Origin of the sequence: Curtobacterium sp. MWU13-2055 (genome assembly GCF_023242305.1) — a bacterium.
In the GTDB taxonomy this organism is placed as follows: domain Bacteria; phylum Actinomycetota; class Actinomycetes; order Actinomycetales; family Microbacteriaceae; genus Curtobacterium.
The window spans coordinates 788,352-810,957 of sequence record NZ_JALLIO010000001.1 but is presented as its reverse complement, the minus strand read 5'-3'; the positions used below and the strand labels follow the sequence as shown (position 1 = coordinate 810,957).

The 22,606-nt window shown below is 71.4% G+C and carries 16 protein-coding genes and 1 pseudogene; 14 read left to right on the top strand and 3 right to left on the bottom strand.

The annotated features are described in order from the left end of the window. Positions 1-64: 64 nt before the first annotated feature. Together M4960_RS03705 and M4960_RS03700 are read right to left on the bottom strand one after the other, a co-directional pair. Positions 65-1,996: a glycoside hydrolase family 15 protein gene (locus M4960_RS03705; RefSeq protein WP_248703476.1), complete on the bottom strand. Its 1,932-nt coding sequence runs from the start codon at positions 1,994-1,996 to the stop codon at positions 65-67. A gap of 122 nt (positions 1,997-2,118) precedes the next feature. Then, positions 2,119-3,183, bottom strand: a complete 1,065-nt coding sequence (locus M4960_RS03700; RefSeq protein ID WP_248703475.1) for an App1 family protein — start codon at positions 3,181-3,183, stop codon at positions 2,119-2,121. Positions 3,184-3,439: 256 nt separating this feature from the next. Between M4960_RS03700 and M4960_RS03695 the strand changes: the two genes are divergently transcribed. The 13 genes and pseudogenes from M4960_RS03695 (at position 3,440) to holA (ending at position 20,565) form a co-directional block, all read left to right on the top strand. Next, positions 3,440-3,970, top strand: a complete 531-nt coding sequence (locus tag M4960_RS03695; RefSeq protein ID WP_248703474.1) for a TetR/AcrR family transcriptional regulator — start codon at positions 3,440-3,442, stop codon at positions 3,968-3,970. A gap of 215 nt (positions 3,971-4,185) precedes the next feature. Next, positions 4,186-5,109 carry an ABC transporter ATP-binding protein gene (locus tag M4960_RS03690; protein ID WP_123292493.1) on the top strand — a complete coding sequence of 308 codons (924 nt, stop codon included), beginning with the start codon at positions 4,186-4,188 and terminating at the stop codon, positions 5,107-5,109. Then, positions 5,106-5,822, top strand: a complete 717-nt coding sequence (locus M4960_RS03685; protein WP_123292494.1) for an ABC transporter permease — start codon at positions 5,106-5,108, stop codon at positions 5,820-5,822. Before M4960_RS03690 ends, M4960_RS03685 begins: the two co-directional genes overlap by 4 nt. After that, positions 5,819-6,547, top strand: coding sequence for an ABC transporter permease (locus M4960_RS03680; RefSeq protein WP_111085762.1), 729 nt, complete (start codon positions 5,819-5,821; stop codon positions 6,545-6,547). Before M4960_RS03685 ends, M4960_RS03680 begins: the two co-directional genes overlap by 4 nt. After that, the gene (locus tag M4960_RS03675) at positions 6,544-7,464 is read left to right on the top strand and encodes an ABC transporter substrate-binding protein (RefSeq protein ID WP_248703473.1); all 921 of its coding nucleotides are present in this window, start codon (positions 6,544-6,546) and stop codon (positions 7,462-7,464) included. Before M4960_RS03680 ends, M4960_RS03675 begins: the two co-directional genes overlap by 4 nt. Positions 7,465-7,738: 274 nt before the next feature. Next, positions 7,739-9,151: a cytochrome ubiquinol oxidase subunit I gene (locus M4960_RS03670; protein WP_123292497.1), complete on the top strand. Its 1,413-nt coding sequence runs from the start codon at positions 7,739-7,741 to the stop codon at positions 9,149-9,151. 1 nt (position 9,152) lies between these two features. Further along, complete coding sequence (gene cydB, locus M4960_RS03665; RefSeq protein ID WP_123340389.1) at positions 9,153-10,157, top strand: cytochrome d ubiquinol oxidase subunit II; 1,005 nt, start codon at positions 9,153-9,155, stop codon at positions 10,155-10,157. Positions 10,158-10,167: 10 nt separating this feature from the next. Continuing rightward, positions 10,168-11,826, top strand: a complete 1,659-nt coding sequence (gene cydD, locus M4960_RS03660) for a thiol reductant ABC exporter subunit CydD (RefSeq protein WP_248703472.1) — start codon at positions 10,168-10,170, stop codon at positions 11,824-11,826. Further along, on the top strand, positions 11,823-13,511 hold the full coding sequence (gene cydC / locus M4960_RS03655) for a thiol reductant ABC exporter subunit CydC (protein WP_248703471.1): 1,689 nt from the start codon (positions 11,823-11,825) through the stop codon (positions 13,509-13,511). Before cydD ends, cydC begins: the two co-directional genes overlap by 4 nt. Further along, positions 13,508-16,102 (top strand): leucine--tRNA ligase, encoded by a 2,595-nt coding sequence (gene leuS, locus M4960_RS03650; RefSeq protein ID WP_374202865.1) that lies wholly within the window; start codon positions 13,508-13,510, stop codon positions 16,100-16,102. Before cydC ends, leuS begins: the two co-directional genes overlap by 4 nt. A 184-nt stretch (positions 16,103-16,286) precedes the next feature. Next, positions 16,287-17,072 (top strand): ComEA family DNA-binding protein, encoded by a 786-nt coding sequence (locus M4960_RS03645; protein WP_248703469.1) that lies wholly within the window; start codon positions 16,287-16,289, stop codon positions 17,070-17,072. Between the two features lie 3 nt (positions 17,073-17,075). Next, positions 17,076-18,926: pseudogene (locus tag M4960_RS19865) on the top strand (ComEC/Rec2 family competence protein); the annotation flags it as partial. Between the two features lie 619 nt (positions 18,927-19,545). Continuing rightward, a complete protein-coding gene (gene holA, locus M4960_RS03640; protein ID WP_123292542.1) occupies positions 19,546-20,565 on the top strand; it encodes a DNA polymerase III subunit delta in 1,020 nt (339 codons plus the stop codon). A 221-nt stretch (positions 20,566-20,786) separates the two neighbouring features. On the opposite strand, the gene rpsT is transcribed toward holA, so the two are convergent. Then, positions 20,787-21,047 carry a 30S ribosomal protein S20 gene (gene rpsT / locus M4960_RS03635; RefSeq protein ID WP_111085752.1) on the bottom strand — a complete coding sequence of 87 codons (261 nt, stop codon included), beginning with the start codon at positions 21,045-21,047 and terminating at the stop codon, positions 20,787-20,789. A gap of 200 nt (positions 21,048-21,247) precedes the next feature. Between rpsT and M4960_RS03630 the strand changes: the two genes are divergently transcribed. Next, positions 21,248-22,414, top strand: a complete 1,167-nt coding sequence (locus M4960_RS03630; RefSeq protein WP_123292543.1) for a pyridoxal phosphate-dependent aminotransferase — start codon at positions 21,248-21,250, stop codon at positions 22,412-22,414. Positions 22,415-22,606: the final 192 nt, after the last annotated feature.

Sequence of the window (22,606 nt, the reverse complement as noted above, 5' to 3'; positions counted from 1 at the left end):
GACGGGAGGCACGGTGCCAGCTGGCACCGTGCCTCCCGTCCGTTTCGTGGTCAGGACCACCGCGTCATGCGGGGGTGCCCGCCCGTTCGCCCTCGCCGGTCCACGAGCGGGTGCCGCCGTCGTGCACGGGCAACCGTGTGCGGTGCCCGGTCGACGCGCCGCGCGCCCGCGCGATCGCGTCGGACGCGGACACGAGCGTCAGGTGCGACAGCACCTGCGGCGTGTTGCCGACGTGGTGTCCGGTGGCGACGTCGATCTCCTCGGAGAGCATGCCGACGTCGTTGGCGTACCCGACGAGCACGTCCATGAGGCGCTCGGCGTCGTCGATCCGGCCCGAGGCCGCGTACTGCTCGACCAGCCAGAACGAGCACGCCAGGAACGGGTGCTCCGCCCCGGTGAGCCCGTCGAACCCCGACGACGTCCGGTACCGCAGCACGAGACCGTCGGAGCCGGTGGACAGGTCCTGCTCGATGGCGGCGACGGTGCCGGTCATGCGGGCGTCGTGGGCGGAGACGTACCCGATCTGCGGCAGGACGAGCAGGCTCGCGTCGACCTCGTCGGTGTCGTAGTGCTGCCGGTAGCTGCCCCGTGCAGCGTTCCAGCCGTGCTGCTCGATCTCGGCCCGGACCTGGTCGCGCAGGGTGCGCCAGCGGTCCACGGGCCCTTCGAGACCGAACTCCTCGACCGCGGCGACCCCACGGTCGAACGCGGCCCAGATCATCGCGCGCGAGTGCGTGAAGTGCCGTCGCGGGCCGCGCATCTCCCAGATGCCGTTGTCGGGCTCCTGCCAGTGCTCCTCGACGTAGCCGAGCAGGGCGCGCTGCAGGGCCCACGAGTCGGCGTTCTCCTCGACCCCGAGCTCGCGGGCGTCGTGCAGGGCGGCCAGGACCTCGCCGAACACGTCGCCCTGGTACTGCGTGTACGCGCCGTTGCCGACCCGGACGGGCGTCGAGCCGGCGTACCCGGGCAGGTGCGGGAGCTCCCGTTCCGGCAGTTCGCGCTCCCCGGCGATGCCGTACATGATCTGCACGTCGGCGGGGTCGCCCGCGATGGCGCGGAGCAACCAGCCGCGCCAGTGTGCCGCCTCGTCGCGGTAGCCGTGCGCGATGAGCGAGGCGAGGGCGAGGGAGGCGTCGCGGAGCCAGACGTAGCGGTAGTCCCAGTTGCGTTCCCCGCCCGGGTCCTCCGGCAGGCTCGTGGTCACGGCGGCCACCACGCCGCCGGTCTCGCCGTGGGTCATCGCGCGGAGCAGCAAGAGCGAACGGCGGGCGGCGTCGGCGTAGCGACCCTCGGTGCGCGCCGTCGCCATCCAGTCGGTCCACCACGTCACGGTGCGGTGGAGCTCGGCGTCGACGTCGACGGGCTCCGGGGGCTCGCGGTGCGAGGGGTACCAGGTGAGGACGGTGTCGAGCACGTCACCGTCGTGGATCGTCGCGGTGGCCGTGTGCCGGTGGTCCGAGGCCCGGAAGCGCGGGCCGCGCACGATGACCGACCCGGGGCCGGCGGTGGCGAGCAGTGCCGGGTCCTCGTCGCCGCCGATCTGGCGCACCCACGGCAGCGCGAGGGCGTAGTCGAACCGGATCCGCAGGGTCTGCTGCACCTCGACCGAGCCGCTCAGTCCTCGGACACGGCGGACGATGGACGGCCGGTGCGCGCCGACGGGCATGAACTCGGTCACCTCGACGGCACCGTCCGCCGTGGTCCAGACCGTCGACAGGACGAGGGTGTCGCCTCGGTACTTCCGGTGCGCCGTCGCGGCGGGGTCGGTCGGTCGGAGCGTCCAGTGCCCGTGGTCCTCGGTGCCGAGCAGCGAGGCGAACGTGGCGGCGCTGTCGAACCGCGGCAGGCACGCCCAGTCGATCGTGCCGTCGCGGCCGACGAGTGCGGCGGTCGAGGTGTCGCCGATGACGGCGTGGTCCTCGATCAGGTTCGGGGGAGTCGCGGGGGGCGCGGGTGCTCGCTCGGTGTCGGCGGTCCGGTCCGTGTCGGTGCTCATGCCCCGATCGAACACCCGGAGGCCGAGCGTCGTGGCCGCGCGGACGGGCCGCCGGCCCTCTGGCGGCCGTGTGCCGTCGGCCGTCTGGCGGCAGTGTGCCGTCGGTGTGCCTGAAGCCTCGCTCAGGCCGGGTCGGAGCCGTCCGCCTCGGCGAGCCCGACCCGCGCGAGTTCGGACCAGAGCCCGGCACCGTCGGGCGCGTAGACCCACGGCGCCGAGGTGTCGCGGGAGCGTTCCTGCGCCCGGGAGCGTCCGCCGGCCAGGACCGCCTCGCTCGTGGACAGCTGTCGGATGGCGACGCCCGCGACGTTCTCCGGGTGCTCGCGGGCGAACTCGCCGTACAGCGACTCGTCGTGCTGGCCGTCGTCGCCGACGAGCAGCCACTGCACGTCCGGGAAGTCCTTCGCAAGGCGCCGCAGGTTCTGCTGCTTGTGCAGCTGTCCGCTCCGGAAGAACCGGTCGTGCGTGGGGCCCCAGTCGGTGAGCAGGAGCGTGCCGGACGGGTACATGTTGCGGGTCAGGAAGCGCTGCAGGGTCGGCGCGACGTTCCAGGCACCGGTGGACAGGTACACGGTCGGGGAGCCGGGGTGCTGCGCCTGCACGCGTTCGTACAGCACGGACATGCCCGGCACGGGGCGGCGGGCGTGCTCGGTGAGGACGAAGGAGTTCCACGCCGCCAGCATCGGACGGGGGAGCGAGGTCACCATGACGGTGTCGTCGATGTCGGACAGCAGCCCGAAGCGGGTGTCGGGGTGCACGACGAACACGTCCGCCTCGACGTCGCGCCCGCCGCCGGCCGACAACCGGACGGTGCGCCAGCCCGGCTCGAGGTCGATCGGCACGATGGTGTCGACGACCCCGCCACGGTCGGTCTCGACGACGTGCGAGACCCCACCGGCGGTGACGGTGACCTCGGCGTGGTCGACCGCGACGCTCGTGAAGCTCTTCCACCCGCGGACACCGGCGTACGAGACGTCGGAGGCGAGGCCACGGCGGGTCAGCAGCACGCGGCAGAGGATGCGGACCCATCCGGGAGCGCCGTAGCCGGTGTAGGGGACGACGGTCGGGACCAGGCCACGGCTTCGGGCGCGGTGCTCGCGGAACTCCTGGACGGCGTCCTCGATGCGGGCCGCGCGGTGCAGGAGCGGCTCGGCCAACGACGGCTCGTGGGGCGTCGGGTCGGGCATCGCCCCATCATCCCATGCAGGACCCGGAAGTCCACGTCCCGCGGCACCTGTGGTGAGTCGCAGCCATGTTCCAGCCGGTCTCTGCGAAAATCGTCCTCGTCACACCAACGAACCGCGCTGGAGCGCAAGAGGAGAACACGTGCTCGTCACCGAGGTAACGAACGCTCTGCCGGGGGGATCATCACTGCTCAGGAACGAGCCGGTCCAAGCCCGCAGTTCGGCGCGCCTCGCGGGTCTGCTCGACGCTGCTGCCGCGGTGATCGACGAGATCGGGTTCGAGCGACTCACGACCGCGATGGTCGCCGAGCGGGCCGGAGCGTCCATCGGCACCGTCTACCGCTACTTCCCGGACCGCATCGCCGTGGTCGACGCCCTCGCCATCCGCTGCACGCAGCGGCTCGCCGCGCGCTTCGTCGCGGCGCTCGACGCGAGCGGCGCGGAGACCTGGCAGCAGGCCTGCGACGCGCTGATCGACGAGACCGCCGAGCTGTACCGCACCGAGCCCGGCTTCCGCGCGATCCGCTTCGGCGACACCGCGGACACCGGCACCGGTGACGCCGAGGACCGCATGGGAGCGCTCGGCGCCGCCGTCGGGCAGATCATGCGCGACCGGTTCGGGCTGCCCGACAACGAGCGCATCGCACGTGCCTGGGTGGTGCTGGCCGAGTCCGGCCACGCCGTGCTGGCGCGGGCCCACCGCGACCGCGAGCACCCCGACACGGCGCTCATCGCCGAGTACCGCACGATGAGCCGTGCCCACATGGAGTCCGTGGTCGCCGCCGGCTGACCGCCGCGGGGTCCCGCACCCATCCGACGACGCCCGTGCTTCCGAACAGGAGGCGCGGGCGTCGTCGTCCGCGCTGGTTCCGTCGTGCGCTCGGTCCGGTTCACGGCGGTGCGCACCTGTCCGGGACGCGCCGCGTGCCGGAACGGGTGAACCGCTGTCGGACCCGACGGGTACTCTCATCCGGAGTCGGGCTACCTCCGAACAGAAGGGCACCCATGATCGAGTTCCGCTCGGTACGAAAGACCTACCCGGACGGCACCACCGCGGTCGACGACTTCGACCTCGTGATCCCGTCCCGGACCACCACCGTCTTCGTCGGCTCCAGCGGCTGCGGCAAGACGACGCTGCTCCGGATGATCAACCGCATGGTCGACCCCACCTCGGGTTCCGTGCAGATCGACGGATCCGACGTCTCCGGCGTCGACCCCGTGAAGCTCCGGCGGAGCATCGGGTACGTCATGCAGAACTCCGGTCTGCTGCCGCACCGCAAGGTCGTCGACAACATCGCGACCGTTCCCCTGCTCACCGGGGTGTCGAAGGCCGACGCCCGCACGCGTGCGCTCGAGCTCATGGACACCGTGGGACTCGACCGGGCGTTCGCCGACCGGTACCCGTCCCAGCTGTCCGGCGGACAGCAGCAGCGCGTCGGTGTGGCCCGCGGCCTCGCCGTCGACCCGAACATCCTGCTCATGGACGAGCCCTTCGGCGCCGTCGACCCGCTGGTCCGCAACGACCTGCAGGACGAGCTCATCCGCCTGCAGCGTGAACTCGGCAAGACCGTCGTGTTCGTGACGCACGACATCGACGAGGCGTTCAAGCTCGGCGACCAGGTCGTCATCCTGAAGAAGGGCGGCGAGATCGCCCAGCAGGGCACGCCGTCCGAGATCCTGGCCGAGCCGGCGGACGACTTCGTCGCGAACTTCATCGGCGTCGGCCGTGGGCGTCGGTCGCTGCGCGTCGAGCACACCCCCACGGGCCCCATCGTCGTGGACGGCGACGGGCGTGCAGCCGGTGTCCTCACCGGACCGGTCAACGTCGTCGACGCCGCCGCAGCGGTGCAGGCCGACCCCGCATCGAACCAGGCCGGAGCGTCGCTCGACGCCCCGGGTGCTCCGGCGCAGGGTGAGGGCACGCGGTGAAGTGGGTCCTCGCGAACCTCGACACGATCCGTGACGCCACGGTCGCGCACCTGGCCATCGCCATCCCGCCGATCATCATCGCGTTCCTGCTGTCCATCCCCATCGGCTGGCTCGTCGTCCGACTCCAGCGCCCCGGCGGATCGCGGTTTGCCTCGGGTGTCGGCAGCGGCATCGTGACGTTCGCCGGTCTGCTCTACGCGATCCCGTCCCTGGCGCTGTTCGTGGCACTGCCCGGCATCATCGGCACCGGGCTGCAGAGCCCGGTCAACGTCGTGATCGGGTTGACCCTGTACGGCCTCGCGCTCATGGTCCGGTCGACCGTCGACGGGCTCACCTCGGTGGACTCGGGGACGAAGTCGGCCTCGACCGCGATGGGGTACTCGTCGGCGCAGCGCTTCTTCCGCGTCGAACTACCGTTGGCCGGGCCGGTGCTGCTCGCCGGGCTGCGGGTGGTCTCGGTGTCCACGATCTCGCTGACGACCGTCGGCGCCGTCCTCGGCATCCAGAGCCTCGGCTCGCTGTTCACGGACGGCCTCGGCCGCGGGATCTACGAGGAGATCATCTCCGGCATCGTCATGGTCCTCGTCCTGGCGTTCGTGCTCGACGGGATCCTGGTGCTGCTCGGCCGGATCGTCATGCCGTGGACCCGGACGACCTCGGTGTCGCGCCGCCGGACCCGCCGTGTCCTGCAAGCAGCGGAGGTCGCCTCGTGATCATCGGACAGGCCTTCGCCTGGGTCTTCGACCCCACCAACTACTCCGGGTACAACGCGATCCCCGGCCGCCTCTGGGAGCACATCTGGATCACGCTGCTCGCCGTGGTGATCGCCTCGGTGATCGCCGTGCCGATCGGGTACGCCATCGGCCACACGCGCCGCGCACGTGGCTTCTCGATCGCCGTGTCCGGCGGGATCCGCGCACTGCCGACGCTCGGCGTGCTCTCCCTGTTCGGACTCCTGCTCGGCATCGGCCTGCAGGCTCCGCTCCTGGCGCTCGTCGTGCTCGCCATCCCCTCGGTGCTGGCCGGTGCGTACTCGGGCATCGAGTCGGTCGAACCGGTGACCGTCGACGCCGCCAAGGCCCAGGGCATGACGGGCTGGCAGATCCTGTGGAAGGTCGAGGTCCCGCTCGGCCTGCCCCTGCTGATCGGCGGCTTCCGCGCAGCCGTGCTGCAGGTCGTGGCCACGGCCACGCTCGCCGCCTACGTCGGCGCCGGCGGCCTCGGCGGCTACTTCTTCCTCGGTCTGAAGACCCAGGACTACGCCGAGATGCTCGGCGCCTCCATCCTCGTGATCGCACTCGCGATCGCGTTCGAGATCGTGTTCGCCGTGCTGCAGCGGGCGTCGGTGCCCAAGGGCACCGCCGACCCGTCGGCCCGGCAGCGCCAGGGATCGCGCGAGCGAGCCCGCAATCCCATCCCGGAAGGAAATCCATCGTGATCACAGCAAAGATCCGTGCGGGCGTCGCAGCAGCGCTCGCACTGGGCGTCGCCGCCGCCCTGACCGGCTGCGCGTCGAGCGACCCGCTCGACAGCGGCTCCAGCGCGTCGTCCGACTCCAAGACGATCGTCGTCGGCTCGCAGCAGTACTACTCGAACGAGATCATCGCCGAGCTGTACGCACAGGTCCTCGAGAAGAACGGCTTCGAGGTCAAGCGCAACTTCAACATCGGGCAGCGCGAGGTCTACATCCCGCAGCTCGAGAAGGGCGCGATCGACGTCATGCCCGAGTACAGCGGCAACCTGCTGCAGTACTTCGACAAGAAGTCCGACGCGAAGACCGCGGACGAGATCGACAAGGGCCTCGAGTCGGCGCTGCCGAAGGGTCTCCGTGTGCTCGACGAGGCCGAGGCGACCGACCAGGACAGCTACACCGTCACGAAGAAGTTCTCCGAGGACAACGACGTGACGAGCCTGGCTGACCTGAAGGACGTCACGTCGAAGCTCACCGTCGGTGCGAACTCCGAGTTCCAGACCCGTCCGTACGGTCCGAAGGGCCTGAAGTCGGTCTACGGCGTCGACGTCGACTTCAAGGCGGTCGAGGACTCCGGCGGGGCCCTGACGGTCAAGGCGCTGAAGGACGGCACCGTCCAGCTCGCCGACATCTACAGCGCCGACCCGAGCATCAAGGCGAACGACTTCGTCACGCTCGAGGACCCGGAGAACCTGATCCTGCCGCAGAACGTCATCCCCGTCGTCTCCGACAAGGTGAACGACAAGGCCGCGGACGCGATCGACTCGGTCAACGAGAAGCTGACGCCCGAGGCCCTGATCGAGCTCAACACCAAGAGCACGGCGGACAAGGAGAAGGCGTCCACCATCGCCAAGGAGTTCCTGACCGACGAGGGCCTGCTGTAACAGCAGTCCTCGTGCGTTAGACGACAGGCGTCGGGCAACTGCCCGGCGCCTGTCGTCGTTCGGCGGAGCGGGAACCGGCACATCCGTGCCGCACGGTTGTGCCGTGCAACACCCTTGCACGTTCGTGCACGGAACATTTCTACAAGTTGTCGAAGTCGGCGGTGACGCGGTACCGTTGAAGAGTCCCAACGGCTGTGACATCTGATGTATCCGTTCCACAGGAAGACACTGACGTGCACCGACTGCGCGCGGCGACCCGACTGGGAAGTGCCGCATGACCGACCTCCTCGACCCGCTCATCCTGTCGCGGTGGCAGTTCGGTCTGACGACCATCTACCACTTCCTCTTCGTCCCGCTGACGATCGGCATGGCCGCCGTGGTGGCCGTGTTCCAGACTGCCTGGTACCGGACCGGTCGCGCGCACTACCTGCAGCTGACCCGGTTCTTCGGACGCATCTTCCTGATCAACTTCGCGATGGGCGTCGTGACGGGCATCGTGCAGGAGTTCCAGTTCGGCATGAACTGGTCGAACTACTCGCGCTTCGTCGGTGACGTCTTCGGCGCCCCGCTCGCGCTCGAGGGGATCCTGGCCTTCTTCTTCGAAGCCGCGTTCATCGGCGTCTGGATCTTCGGCTGGGACCGCTTGCCGAAGGGACTGCACCTGGCGAGCATCTGGTGCGTCAGCGCCGGCACGATCATGTCGGCGTACTTCATCATCGCCGCGAACGCGTTCATGCAGCACCCGGTCGGCTTCTCGATGAACGAGGCCAAGGGCCGCGCGGAGCTCACCGACATCTGGGCGGTCCTCGGCAACAAGGTCGCCCTCGCCGCCTTCCCGCACACGTTGTTCGCCTGCTTCATGGTCGCCGCAGCAGTGATCATCTCGGTCGCCGCCTACCACCTGGCGCGGAACCAGAACCTCGAGACGATGATGCCGGCGCTCAAGTTCGGCATGTGGACCATGGTGGCGGCGGGCGCCCTGACGGTGCTCACCGGCGACCAGCTCGGCCTGACCATGGTCGACACCCAGCCGATGAAGATGGCCGCAGCCGAAGCGCTGTACAACACGGCGACCGGCAAGGACGCCTCGTTCTCGATCTTCACCCTCGGCACCCCCGACGGCGTGCACGAACTGTTCTCGATCCGGGTGCCCTACCTGCTGTCGTTCCTGTCCACGCACACCTTCAACGGCACGGTCGAGGGCATCAACGACCTGCAGGCGCAGTACACCCAGGTGTACGGGCCCGGCGACTACAAGCCGATCATCTGGGTGACCTACTGGTCGTTCCGCTGGATGATCGCGCTCGGCGTCGGTGCGGTCATGGTGTCGCTCGCCGGCCTCTGGCTGACCCGCAAGGGCCGCTTCCCGACGAAGCGCTGGATCTGGCGCGTCGCCACCTGGACCGTCCCGCTCCCGATGGCCGCGATGATCGTCGGCTGGATCTTCACCGAGATGGGTCGCCAGCCGTGGCTCGTGTTCGGGTTGCTCAAGACCAGCGACGGCGTCTCGCCGAACGTGACCGGGCTCGAGGTCCTCATCTCGCTCGTCGTGTTCACCGTGATCTACGGCTCGCTGGCGGTGGTCGAGTTCAAGCTCATCAAGAAGGTCGCGCAAGAGGGCCCTGCCGCTCCGGCAGAGGTCGACGAGGAGACCGGCGAGGTCAAGCACGAAGTGACGGTGTACTGAGATGGATCTGCCTGTCCTCTGGTTCGCGATCGTCGGCGTGTTCTTCGTCGGCTACTTCGTCCTCGACGGCTTCGACTTCGGGGTCGGCATGTCCCTGCCCTTCCTGGGCAAGGACGACACCGACCGTCGAGTGCTCATCAACACGATCGGCCCGGTCTGGGACCTCAACGAGACCTGGGTCATCGTCGCCGGTGCCTGCTTGTTCGCGGCGTTCCCCGAGTGGTACGCCACGATGTTCTCCGGGTTCTACCTGGCGCTGCTGCTCATCCTCGCGGCGCTGATCCTGCGCGGTGTCTCGTTCGAGTACCGCCACCAGAACAAGCACCTCGAGTGGAAGCGGCGCTTCGACCTGATGATCATCGTCGGGTCCGCCCTGCCGTCGTTCCTCTGGGGCGTCGCGTTCGGCAACGTCGTCCGCGGGATCCCGATGGACTCGGGGCACAACTACACGGGCACGCTCTTCGACCTGCTCAACCCGTTCGCGCTCCTGACCGGCGTGGCGACGCTGCTGGTGTTCTTCACGCACGGCGTCGTGTTCGTGGCGCTGAAGACCGAGGGCGAGATCCGCGAGCGGGCGAAGCGCCTGGCGACCCGGGCCGGCATCTTGACGATCGTCGTCGGCGCCGCGTTCCTGGTCTGGATGGCGTTCGTCCGGGCGACCCCTGCCTCGCTCGTGCTCTCGGTGGTCGCGGCACTCGCGCTCGTCCTGGCCGTGCTGTGCAACGCCTGGGGCAAGGAGGGCCGGGCGTTCACGCTCATGGCCGTCACCATCGCCGCGATCGTGCTCGCCATGTTCACGGCGATCTTCCCGGACGTCATGCCCGCCACCAACGACCCGGCGAACAGCCTGAACGTGTACAACGCCTCGAGCGGTTCGTACACGCTGACGGTGATGAGCTGGGTGGCGCTGATCTTCGTGCCCCTCGTGTTCGCGTACCAGGCCTGGACGTACTGGGTGTTCCGCAAGCGTGTCTCGCGGGCCCAGGTCACCCAGGCCGCGCACTAGGCAGGCGACGGTGAAGCCGCTCGACCCGCGACTCCTGCGCCTGTCGCGGACGGCGCGCGGCTTCATCGTCGCGGCCGCCGGCACCGGCGTCCTCCGTACGGTCGCGACCATCGCGATCGCGTGGGGGATCGCCGCCGCCGTGACCCTCGGCATCGACGCGGTCCAGGACGGCCGTGTCCCGAGCGCCTTCGGGCAGGCGCTCGCGCTGCTGGGCGGCGCGTTCGTGCTCCGTGCCGTGGCGGCCTGGGCGACCGACGACCTGGCGGCCCGCGCCGCGGCGAAGGTGAAGAGCGAGATGCGCACCACGGTGCTCGCCCGCGCCGCCGAGCGGGGTCCGTCCTGGCTGGCGGGCCGGTCGAGCGCGGGGTTCGCCACCACCCTCGGGCCGGGCCTCGACGCGCTCGACGCCTACTTCGGTCGCTACCTGCCGCAGCTCGCGCTCACCGCGATCGCCACACCGCTGCTGCTGGTCGCGATCGGCCTCGGTGACCTGACGAGCGGGTTGATCATCCTGTTCGCGCTGCCGGTGATCCCGGTGTTCATGATCCTGATCGGCCTCGCGACCCAGTCGTTGCAGCGGAAGCAGTCCGACGCCCTCGCCAAGCTCGGCGGCGCCTTCCTCGAGGCCGTCGAGGGCCTGGCCACCCTCAAGGTGTTCGGTCGCGCCCGGCGCCAGGTCGGCCGCATCGGCGCCGTCACGGACGAGTACCGTCGCGGCACGCTCGGGGTGCTCCGGCTGTCGTTCGTCAGCGGGTTCGCGCTCGAGCTCGCCGCGAGCCTGTCCGTCGCCCTCGTCGCGGTGTCGATCGGCATCCGGCTGGTCGACGGCTCGCTCGGGCTCGGCGCCGCGATGTTCGTCCTGGTCCTCGCCCCCGAGGCGTTCGCCCCCATCCGCCAGGTCGGCGCGGACTTCCACGCCGCCCAGGACGGCGTCGAGGCATCGGCAGCGGTCCTCGACGTCCTCGACGACGACACGGAGCCCGCGCCGCACCACGACACGGACCCCGCGGCGACCGCTCCGGCTGCCACGGCGCTGGCCGTGCACGGTCTGACCGTCCGCCGGCCCGACGTGGTGGTCGGCCCGCTCGACCTGCACGCCGACCCCGGCACCGTCGTCGTGCTCGCCGGCCCGAGCGGCTCGGGCAAGTCGAGCGTCATCGCCGCACTCCGCGGCGTCCTGCCGCACGACGGCACCGTGGTCGTCCCGGGCGCCGCCGGTACGACCGCTGCCGAGCGCACGACCTGGGCCGACCAGCGACCCCGCCTCGTGCGCGGGACCGTCGCCGAGAACGTCGCGCTCAGCGCGACCCCCGACGCCGTGGACGTCCAGACCGCGTTGCGCGACGCGGGGCTGGGGGTCGACCCGGGCCTCCCGATCGGCGCCGGCGGCAGCGGACTGTCCGGCGGCCAGGCGCAGCGCGTCGCCGTCGCGCGGGCGCTGTACCGCGCCCGCCGCGTCGGCACACCGTTGGTCCTGCTCGACGAACCGACGTCGGCGCTCGACGCCGAGGCCGAGGCCCACGTCGTCGCCGCGATCCGTGGCCTGGCGGCCGACGGCGCGGTCGTCGTGGTGGCCAGCCACCGACCGGCGGTCGTGGCCGCGGCCGACGTCCGGGTCGACATCGGCACCGGTGGGTCGGTCACCGTCCGGACGGGGGTGCGCGCATGAGCCGGGAGGCTCGTGGAGCGTCGGTCCTGCGCCTCGCGATGCCGCACGGGTCGGGTTGGGCGAAGGCGGTCGCCGCCGGCGCGCTCAGTGCGGTCTGCGCCGTGGCGCTCCTCGCCGCGAGCGGCTACCTCATCACCCGTGCCGCGGAGCACCCGCCGATCCTCTACCTGACCCTCGTGATGGTCGGTGTGCGGGCGTTCGCACTCGGGCGTGCGGCGCTGCGCTACGTCGACCGGCTCGCCGGGCACGACGCGTCCTTCCGGCAGCTCGCGGTGGTGCGCACCGAGATGTACCGGCGGCTCGCCTCGGTCGCACCGGCAGGGCTCGGCAGCACGGGCCGTGGCGACCTGATGACCCGCCTGGTCACCGACACCGACCGGCTGCAGGACCTGCCCATCCGCGTCGTCGGGCCGCTGGTGTCCGCCGGGGTCGTCGCCCTGCTGTCCGTCGTCGCGGTGGCGATCGTGTCGGTGCCGGCCGCCGTCGTGCTCGTGCTCGGCCTGGCGGTCGCGGCGCTGCTCGGGTCGGTCGTGACGGGGTCGATCGCCGAGCGCTCGGACCGTGAGACCGCGGCGGACCGTGGTCGGGTCGCCGACCTCGTGCTCGACACGGTGCGGACGCTCGACGTGTTCGCGGCCTACGGCACCCTCGACGAGCGCCTGGCGCACATCGCCCGTCTCGACGCCGGCGTCACCCGTGCGGTGCGCCGCCGTGGCACGGTCGAGGCGCTCGTCGGTGCCCTGGTCGGGCTGGTCGGCGGCGGCGCGGTCATCGGGATCCTGGCCGTCGGTGCACCCGCCGTGGTGTCCGGGGCGCTCGACGGACCGCTCTGGGCACTGACCGTGTTCGTGCCGCTCGCCCTGTTCGAGGTCGTCGGCGGGGTCCCGCTCGCCGTCCTCACGCTGCGCCGGGTGCGCGCCGCCGCCGAGCGGGTCGAGCAGGTCGTCCCGGCACGGGTGCCCGCGGGCATCGTGCCCGAACCCGAGCAGGACGCCGACCCGGCCGAACTGGCGGTGTCCGGTCCGGTCACCGTGGCGGTGCGCGACCTGACCGTGCAGTGGCCCGGAGCCACGACGCCGGCGGTCGACGGGGTCTCGCTCGACCTGCACCCCGGCGAGGTCGTCGTGCTCGAAGGGCCGAGCGGCGCGGGGAAGTCCACCCTCGTCGACGCGCTCGTCCGGTTCGTCGACCACCAGGGCTCGTACACGCTCGACGGGGTCTCGGCGAAGGACATGCACCCCGACGCCGTCCGTGCCCGCATCGGGCTCATCGAGCAGGACCCGTTCGTGTTCGACCAGTCCGTCCGACAGAACCTGCTGTTCGCCCGCGAGACCGCGACCGACGACGAGCTGCTCGCCGTGCTCGACCGGGTCGGCCTCGGCGAGTGGGTCGGACGTCGCGGCGGGCTCGATGCGTCGGTGGGGGAGCGCGGTGGCCTCGTCTCCGGCGGACAGGCGCACCGGCTCGCCCTGGCGCGCGCGCTCCTGCACGCGTTCCCGGTGCTCGTGCTCGACGAACCCACGGCCGACATCGACCCGGACCTCGGCGACGCCGTCCTGCACGACCTCGTCACGACGGCCCGCGCAGCGGGACGGACGGTCGTGATCGTGTCGCACGTGCCGGTCCGGGCGGACCTGGTCGACCGCACCCTGCGGATGGCCGCCGGCCGCCTGCTCGTCGGATGACCCGACAGGCGGACGCTGGACGGGCCTCCCGGCTTGTATCGTTGACGTCCGTGACCACCGAGCAGCACGCCGAGGACCCGAACGCCTACGACTTCCGTCGTATCCAGGAGAAGTGGCAGCCCCGCTGGGAAGAGCTCGGGCTCTTCACCACCGACCTGGACGACACGCGTCCGCGCAAGTACATCCTCGAGATGTTCCCGTACCCGTCCGGCGACCTCCACATGGGGCACGCCGAGAACTGGGCCCTCGGCGACTTCGTGGCGCGCTACTGGCGCCAGCAGGGCTTCAACGTCCTGCACCCCATCGGCTGGGACTCCTTCGGCCTGCCCGCCGAGAACGCCGCGATCAAGCGCGGGGTGGACCCGAAGGACTGGACCTACGCGAACATCGCGCAGCAGAAGGCGTCCTTCAAGCGCTACGCGCCGTCGTTCGACTGGAGCACCGAGATCCACACCTCGGACCCCGAGTACTACAAGTGGAACCAGTGGCTGTTCCTGAAGATGTACGAGAAGGGCCTGGCGTACCGCAAGGACAGCTGGGTCAACTGGGACCCGGTGGACCAGACCGTGCTCGCGAACGAGCAGGTCCTGCCCGACGGCACCTCGGACCGCTCCGGCGCCGTCGTCGTCAAGAAGAAGCTCACGCAGTGGTACTTCAAGATCACGGAGTACGCCGACCGCCTGCTCGACGACCTCAACCAGCTCGAGGGACGGTGGCCCGCCAAGGTCATCGCGCAGCAGCGCAACTGGATCGGCCGGTCGGTCGGCGCCGACGTCGACTTCGTCATCGAGGGCCGTGACGAGCCCGTCACGGTGTTCACGACGCGCCCCGACACGATCCACGGCGTGACGTTCCTGGTCGTCGCACCGGACTCGGACCTGGCAGCGTCGCTGGTCGCTTCTGCGTCCTCCTCCGTCCGTGCGGACTTCGATGCCTACCTCGTCGCCACGCAGAAGACATCCGAGATCGACCGGCAGAACGCCGACCGCCCGAAGACCGGTGTGCCGCTCGGCCGCTTCGCGATCCACCCGCTGACGGGGGAGCGCCTGCCGATCTGGGCCGCCGACTACGTGCTCGCCGACTACGGCCACGGGGCGGTCATGGCCGTGCCGGCGCACGACCAGCGCGACCTCGACTTCGCCCGGGCGTTCGACCTGCCGGTGAAGGTCGTCGTCGACACCAACGCCGCGGTCACCGGAGCGATCCCGGTGATCACCGAGGACACCGAGCTGCCCGACCTCAACCCCGCCACCACGGGCGAGGCGCTGACGGGTCAGGGCCGGATGATGAACTCCGGCCCCCTCGACGGCATGTCGAAGCAGCACGCGATCACCGCCGCGATCTCCCTGCTCGAGGAACGCGGGACCGGTCGCGCCGCCAAGACCTACCGCCTGCGCGACTGGCTCATCTCGCGCCAGCGCTTCTGGGGCACGCCGATCCCGATCATCCACGGCGCCGACGGCAGCGAGCACCCCGTGCCGCTGGACCAGCTGCCGGTGCGGCTGCCCGACACCGAGGGGCTCGACCTCAAGCCCAAGGGCACCTCGCCCCTCGGCGGAGCGACCGACTGGGTCAACGTCCCGAACCCCGTCGACGGCACGCCCGCGCTCCGTGACACCGACACGATGGACACCTTCGTCGACTCGTCGTGGTACTTCCTGCGCTTCCTGGCGGCGAACGACGACACCCAGGCGTTCGACCCCGCGGTCGCCCGCAAGTGGGCGCCGGTCGACCAGTACATCGGCGGGATCGAGCACGCGATCCTGCACCTGCTGTACGCACGCTTCGTCACCAAGGTGCTCTTCGACCTCGGTTACCTCGACTTCACCGAGCCGTTCTCGGCACTGCTCAACCAGGGCATGGTGCTGTCCGGCGGCTCGAAGATGTCGAAGTCCAAGGGCGGCGTCTCGCTCGGGGACGAGCTCGACGCGAACGGCGTCGACGCGATCCGCCTGGTGATGGGCTTCGCCGGCCCGCCGGAGGACGACATCAACTGGGAGGACGTCTCGCCGTCCGCCTCGGCACGCTTCCTGGCCCGCGCCTACCGCCTGGCGACCGACGTCACGTCGACCCCCGACGTCGTCTGGGCCGAGGGCGACCGCGCCCTGCGCCAGGTGACGCACCGGTTCCTGGCCGATGCGCCGGGCCTGATGGAGTCGTTCAAGTTCAACGTCGTGATCGCGCGGCTCATGGACCTGGTCAACGTGACGCGCAAGGCGATCGACAGCGGCCCCGGTGCCGCCGACCCCGCCGTGCGCGAAGCCGTCGAGACCGTCACGCTCGGCCTCGCCGTGTTCGCGCCGTACACCGGCGAGGAGATGTGGGAGCAGCTCGGGTACGAGGCCACCGTCGCGCTGCACGGTTGGCGGAAGGCCGACCCGACGCTGCTGGTGCAGGAGACCCTCACCGCCGTCGTGCAGGTGAACGGCAAGGTCCGCGACTCGTTCGAGGTGTCGAAGTCGATCGATCCGTCCGAGCTCGAGGCACTCGCGCGGGCTTCTGCGAACGTGCAGCGGTACATCGGTGACCGCGAGATCGTGAAGGTCATCGTGCGGGCGCCGAAGCTCGTGAACATCGCCATCAAGGGGTAGTCCTCGGGCGGCGCGGCCGTCCACGGGGTGGGCGTCTGGCCGTCCACAGGGTGGGCGTCTGGCCGTCCACAGGGTGGGCGTCCGACGTACCTGTCCACAGACCAGCACTCCGGAGCCCGGCCGATCGGCCGGGCTCCGTAGCGTTCGGGGCATGTCGTCGCCCTCGTCACCGGACCCTCGGTCAGTGGACGGCGCGCCCGCATCGGGACGCGTGCTCTGGTCGCGCCTGGTGCTGTCGCCGCGGGCCGCGGTGGTGCTGGCCGGGGTCGTCGTGGCGGTCGCGCTCGTGGTGGTCCTGGTCGGGTCGCTGACGGGGCGCGGTGGTGCAGGGGCGGGCGGGGTCGTCGTCAGTGGTGCGCCCACCGCCGGCGCGCCGACTGCCGGGGTGCCGACCGCCGGTGCGCCCATCGCTGGCGCGCCGACCGCTGGGTCGTCGACCGCTGGTCCTGCATCCGGTGGGGAAACAGCTGCCACTGGTGGGGCGCGTGTGGTGGTGCACGTGCTCGGGGCGGTCGAGCGCGACGGCGTGGTGCGCCTGCCGCCGTCGAGCCGGGTCACCGACGCGATCGAGCGGGCCGGCGGCGCGACGGCGGACGCAGACCTGGACCGACTCAACCTGGCACGGGTCCTGACCGACGGCGAGCGGCTGTACGTGCCGCGCGTGGGCGAGGACGAGGTGCCAGCGGCGCTCGATCCGGTCGACGGCGGTGCGGCCGCGGCGGGCAGTAGCGGGGACGGCAGTACGGGTGCCGCGGGCGCCTCGGGAACCGGCGCCGACTCGGTCGTCGACCTGAACAGCGCCGACCAGGCTGCGCTCGAGACCCTGCCCGGCATCGGCCCGGGGTTGGCCGGCCGGATCCTCGCCTGGCGCGACGAACACGGCCGGTTCACCGCGGTCGAGGACCTGCTCGACGTCAGCGGCATCGGCGACGTCCGGTTCGCGGAGCTGCGTGACCGCGTGCGGGTCTGAGCCGTGCCCGTGCAGCTGCGACCCAGTGCGACGGACCTGCGGGTTGCGGTGCCGGTGGCGATCGCCTGGATCGTGACGACCCTGCTCGTCGGGGGACCGGCGGCAGCGCCCGTGGTCGGGATCGTGGCCGCCGTGCTGGCAGTGCTGGCCGTGCTGGCCGTGCTGGCCGTGCTCGCCGGTGGGAGTGCGATCGTCGCGGGTCGTCGTCGCTCGGGCCGTCGCTGCCGCACCGTGACCGCCTGTGCCGGCCCGGTGCTCGTCGCGGCGGCGCTGACCGCGTTGCTCGCGGTGTCGGTCACCGTGGGTGAGACCCGACGAACGCCGGAGGTACTCCGGGCACTCGCCTCCGGGTCGGGCACCGTCTCGTTCGACGCGGTCCTGTCGCGCGACCTGGGCCCGGGTGACCGCTCCGTGCTCGCGACGCTCGAGCGTGCCGACACGGAGCGTGCGCTCCGGGTACCGGTCCGGCTCGTCCCGCCGGGCGACGGTGCGCTCGTCCCGCCGGGTGACGATGACGACCGCGTGCTGGCCGCGGGCACGCGGGTGACCGGCACCGGGACGATCGAGGCCGACCTCCCCGGTTCCGCGACCGCGTTCGTGCTGTTCCTCCGGGGTGTGCCCGCCACTGAGCCACCCGGGGGACTGCTCGGAGCCACCGACACCGCGCGTCGGGCCTTCGTCCGTGCGACGGCGGACCTGCCCGAGCCCGGGGCCGCGCTCCTGCGAGGCCTGGCGATCGGCGACCGGTCCGGCCTCGACGCCGCGACCGAGGCAGCGATGGAGACCTCGGCGCTGACCCACCTGACCGCGGTGTCCGGGGCGAACTGCGCGGTGATCGTCGGCCTCGTCGTGGTGGTCGGGCGACTCTGCGGGGTGCCTCGGGGGCTCCGGGCGGCGTCTGCCGTCGCCGTGCTGCTCGCGTTCGTGGTGCTCGTACGGCCAGACCCGTCGATCGTCCGGGCCACGGTGATGGCGGTCGTCGTGCTGGTCGTGCACCTGTCCGGCCGCCCCGTGCGCGGCGTGCCCCTCATCGCCCTGGCCGCGATCGGCATGCTGGTGGTCGACCCCTGGTTCGCGCGGTCGTTCGGGTTCGCGCTGTCGGTGCTCGCCACGACCGGCATCGTGGTGCTCGGACCACCGCTCACCACGCTCCTCGCCCGACGGCTGTGGACCCCGGCGGCCGCTGCCCTCGCCGTGCCGGTGGCAGCACAGGTCGCCTGCTGGCCCGTGACGATCCCGCTGTCCGCGGCGCTGCCGACCTACGCGGTGCCGGCGAACCTGCTCGCCGAGCCCCTGGCACCGATCGTCACCGTCGTCGGCCTCGGTGTGTGTCTGCTCGCGCCGGTCTGGCCGTGGGGTGGGTCGGTGCTGGCAGCCGTCGCCTGGGCCCCCGCGTCGGCGGTCGGTGGCATCGCCCACGGCGCAGCGCTGCTGCCGTACGCGTCGGCGCCGTGGCCGGGTGGGACCGTCGGGGTGGTCGGCGCCGTGGTCGTCAGCGGGTGCCTCGCGGTCGCCGTGCTGAGCACTCCGATGGTGCGGAGCCGCCTGCTGCTCGTCGCGGGAGTCGTCGTGGTGGTCGGTGTCGCCGCCGTCGCGGTTCCCGTGCTGGTCGTGCGCGGTACCGTCCCGCGCGACTGGGCGGTCGCGGCGTGCGACGTCGGACAGGGTGACGCCGTGCTGGTCCGTGGCGGCGACAGCACGGCACTGATCGACACCGGGGACGACCCGGACCGCCTCCGGGCCTGCCTCGACCTGCTGCGGGTCCGCCGGATCGACCTGCTCGTCCTCACGCACTTCGACCGCGACCACGTCGGGGCGGTCGACGAGGTCGCGGGCATCGTCGACACGGCGCTCGTCGGACCCGTCGGCCGTGCGTCGGACAGCCGCGTCGTGCAGGACCTGCAGCGCGGCGGCGTCGACGTCCGGCAGGCCGACGACCGGGTGTCCGGTGTGCTCGGGCCGCTCGGTTGGCGCGTGGTGTGGCCGCGGGCGGGCAGCCCGGACGCCGGCAACGACGCGAGCATCGTGCTCGTGACCGAACCGCTGCCGGGCGGCGACTGCCCCACGTGCCTGTCCGGGGTGTTCCTCGGCGACCTGGGGGAGACCGCGCAGCGTCGGGTCCGCTCCGGCAGTGCGCTCCCCGACGGCGCCGTCGACGTCGTGAAGGTCTCGCACCACGGTTCGGCCGACCAGGACCCGCTGCTGTACCGGCAGCTCGCGGCCCGCGTCGGACTCGTCGGCGTCGGCGCGGACAACACCTACGGCCACCCGACACGGTCGGCGCTGTCGACGCTCGCATCGTCGGGGACCGCCACCTACCGGACCGACGAACTCGGCACCGTCGTGGTGGGTCGGACGGGTGCGGACGACCTGCGGGTGTGGACGGAGCACACGCCGTCGGTGGCCGCCCGTAGGATCGTCGGAGCACTCGTCGCACCGGCACCGTCCGGGTCGGCACCACCGGAAGGACCGCATGCCCGCCAAGAAGCCCGCGCGCGCCGCAGCGAAGATCGACCAGGTCCCCTGGTCGGGGATCCGCCCGGCCCCGGTCGTGCTCGTCACCGGGCCCGAGGCGTTCCTGGCGGACCGGGCCAGCAGCGTGCTCAAGGACCTGCTCGTGGGCGAGGATCCGGCGCTCGAGGTGCACGACCTCGAGGCCGACCAGTACGCTCCCGGGCTGCTCGCGACCCTCGCCAGCCCGTCGTTGTTCGGCGAGCCGCGGCTCGTGCGGGTCACCAACGTCGAGAAGTGCACCGACGCCTTCATCACCGAGACCATCTCGTACCTGCAGGCCCCGGCCGACGACGTCACCCTGGTGCTCCGGCACGGCGGCGGGGTGCGTGGCAAGAAGCTGCTCGACACGATCCGCAGCGGGGTCGGCGGTGGGGTCGAGGTCCTGTGCGACGAACTCAAGCGCGAGACCGACCGCATCGACTTCGTGAACGCCGAGTTCCGCGCCGCCCGACGCAAGATCGCGCCGTCGGCGGTCCGCACCCTCGTGGTCGCCTTCGCGGACGACCTGGCCGAGCTCGCCGCCGCGTGCCGCCAGCTCCTGGCGGACGAAGCGCAGGAGATCACCGACAAGGTCGTCGACAAGTACTACGGCGGCCGCGTCGAGACGAACGCGTTCAAGGTGGCCGACATCGCCCTGGCCGGACGGTCCGCTCCGGCGATCGTCGAGTTGCGGCACGCCCTGGCGACGGGCGAAGCACCGGTGCCGATCGTCGCGGCGTTCGCGAGCAAGATCCGCACGATGGCGAAGGTCAGCGCGTTCCGCGGGCCGAGCGGTCAGGCGGCGTCGGCGCTCGGCATGGCCCCGTGGCAGGTGCAGCGCGCGCAGCGTGACGTCGCCTCGTGGAGTGAGACGGGTCTCGCGAACGCGATTACGAGCATCGCTGAGGCGGACACCGCGGTGAAGGGCGGCTCGCGCGACGCGCACTACGCACTCGAGGTCATGGTCCGCACCATCGCCCGACGCGGCGAGGCGCGCTGAGGCGACCCGCGCCTCCCGGTCGTCGCGCGCTCGCGCGCCCACACCCGCGCACTTGGTGAGCAGAAATGGTCGAGTGCCGACCGGCCACTCGACCATTTCTGCTCACGAAGCGTGCGGCCCGCCGCCGCCACCACCCAGACGCACGCCGCCCACGCCCCACCCCGCACACGACGAAGGCCCCGCACCGAACGGTGCGGGGCCTTCGTGCGGCGCTCAGGAGATCAGAGCGACGCAACCTTCTTCGCGATGGCCGACTTGCGGTTCGCGGCCTGGTTGCGGTGGATGACACCCTTGCTCACGGCCTTGTCGAGCTTCTTCGACGCGGTGGCCAGGGCGGCAACGGCCTTGTCCTTGTCGCCAGCGGCAACGGCGTCGTTGGTGTGACGGATGAACGTCTTCAGCTCCGACTTGTAGGCCTTGTTGCGCTCGGTGGCCTTGAGGTTGGTCTTGATGCGCTTGATCTGCGACTTGATGTTCGCCATGTGTAGCTCCTGCTTCGTCTCGTACGGGTGGGCGCGACCGCGGGGTAGAGGGGCCCTCGGTCGCATCGCGTTCCACCCGTGGGCGGGGAACGCGCAAGCCAGCCACCAACATTACCAGGCGAACGGCCCGCCACCAAAGCACGAAACACCGCCGGATCGGCGTGATCTCGCGGCAACACGCACCGGATACGGTGTCGGGCATGCCATCCCTCGCTCCTCGGATCGACACCGTGCCCGCCTCCGGCATCCGGAGGGTCTTCGAGCAGGCAGCGCTGCTGCAGTCCGCCGGCACCCCGGTCACGATGCTCGTGATCGGCGAACCGGACGTGCCCGTGGCGCCGCACATCGGTGACGCGGCCCGTCGCGCGTGGACCGAGGACCGCACCGACTACACGCCGAACGGCGGCATCGCACCCCTGCGCGAGGCGATCCGCGACAAGCTCCGCCGCGAGAACCGCATCGAGGCCGACCTCGAACAGATCTGGATGACGATCGGTGCGACGCAGGCCCTGTTCCAGGCGATGACGCTGACGCTGAGCCCCGGCGACGAGGTCCTGGTGCCGGACCCCGGTTACACGACCTTCACGATGAACGCGCACATCCTCGGGGCCACGCCGGTGCCGTACCGGCTCGAACCGCAGCACGGGTTCGAACCAGACCTCGAGGCACTCGAGGCGAGCGTCACCGAGCGCACGCGCGTGCTCGTGGTGAACTCGCCGTCGAACCCGCTCGGCTCGGTGTTCGGCGAGGACACCCTCCGCGCGCTGCTCTCCTTCGCGAAGCGGCACGACCTGTGGGTGATCAGCGACGAGGTCTACGAGTACTTCACCTACGGCACCCGCCACGTCAGCCTGGCTGCGCTCGACGAGGACGACCGGGTGTTCTCCGCGTTCTCGCTGAGCAAGACCTACGCCATGACGGGTGTCCGGGTCGGGTACCTCGTCACGCCGAAGGGCCTCGGGCCGACGATGCGCACCACGCAGGAAGCGATGATCAGCTGCGTCGCCGAACCCGACCAGTACGCGGCGCTGGCGGCGATCGTGGGGGACCACTCCGCGGTGCGCGACGCCCGCGAGCACTACCGGGCGAACCTCGAGGTCGCGAAGGAGGTCCTCGACGCCGCCGGAATCCGGTACCTCGACCCGCGCGGCGCCTTCTACCTGTGGGTCGACGTGTCGCACGCCTCGGACGGCGACGTCGCGGCGTGGGCGCTCGGCCTCCTGCAGCGCGAGGCCGTCGCGGTCGCGCCCGGCAGCGCGTTCGGCCGCACCGGCGAGGGCTGGATCCGCGTCTGCCTGGCCGCCACTCCCGACGACCTGCGGCGCGGGCTGGGCGCGTTGCCGGCGCCGGCGCACGCTTCCGTCTGACGGGCGATCGCGGCCAGGAGGCCCGGAGCCGGTCGGCGCGACAGCGCACGGTGCGCAGTCCTCCACTTGGTGCGAGGATGCTCGCCCCGTGCCGCGCGGCATCCGGTCACGGGGCGGTCAACCGCGCACGGGCCCGCCGACCTCGCACCGTGCGGGGCCGGCACACCGGCGCGAGGGCGCACCAAGCGCGCA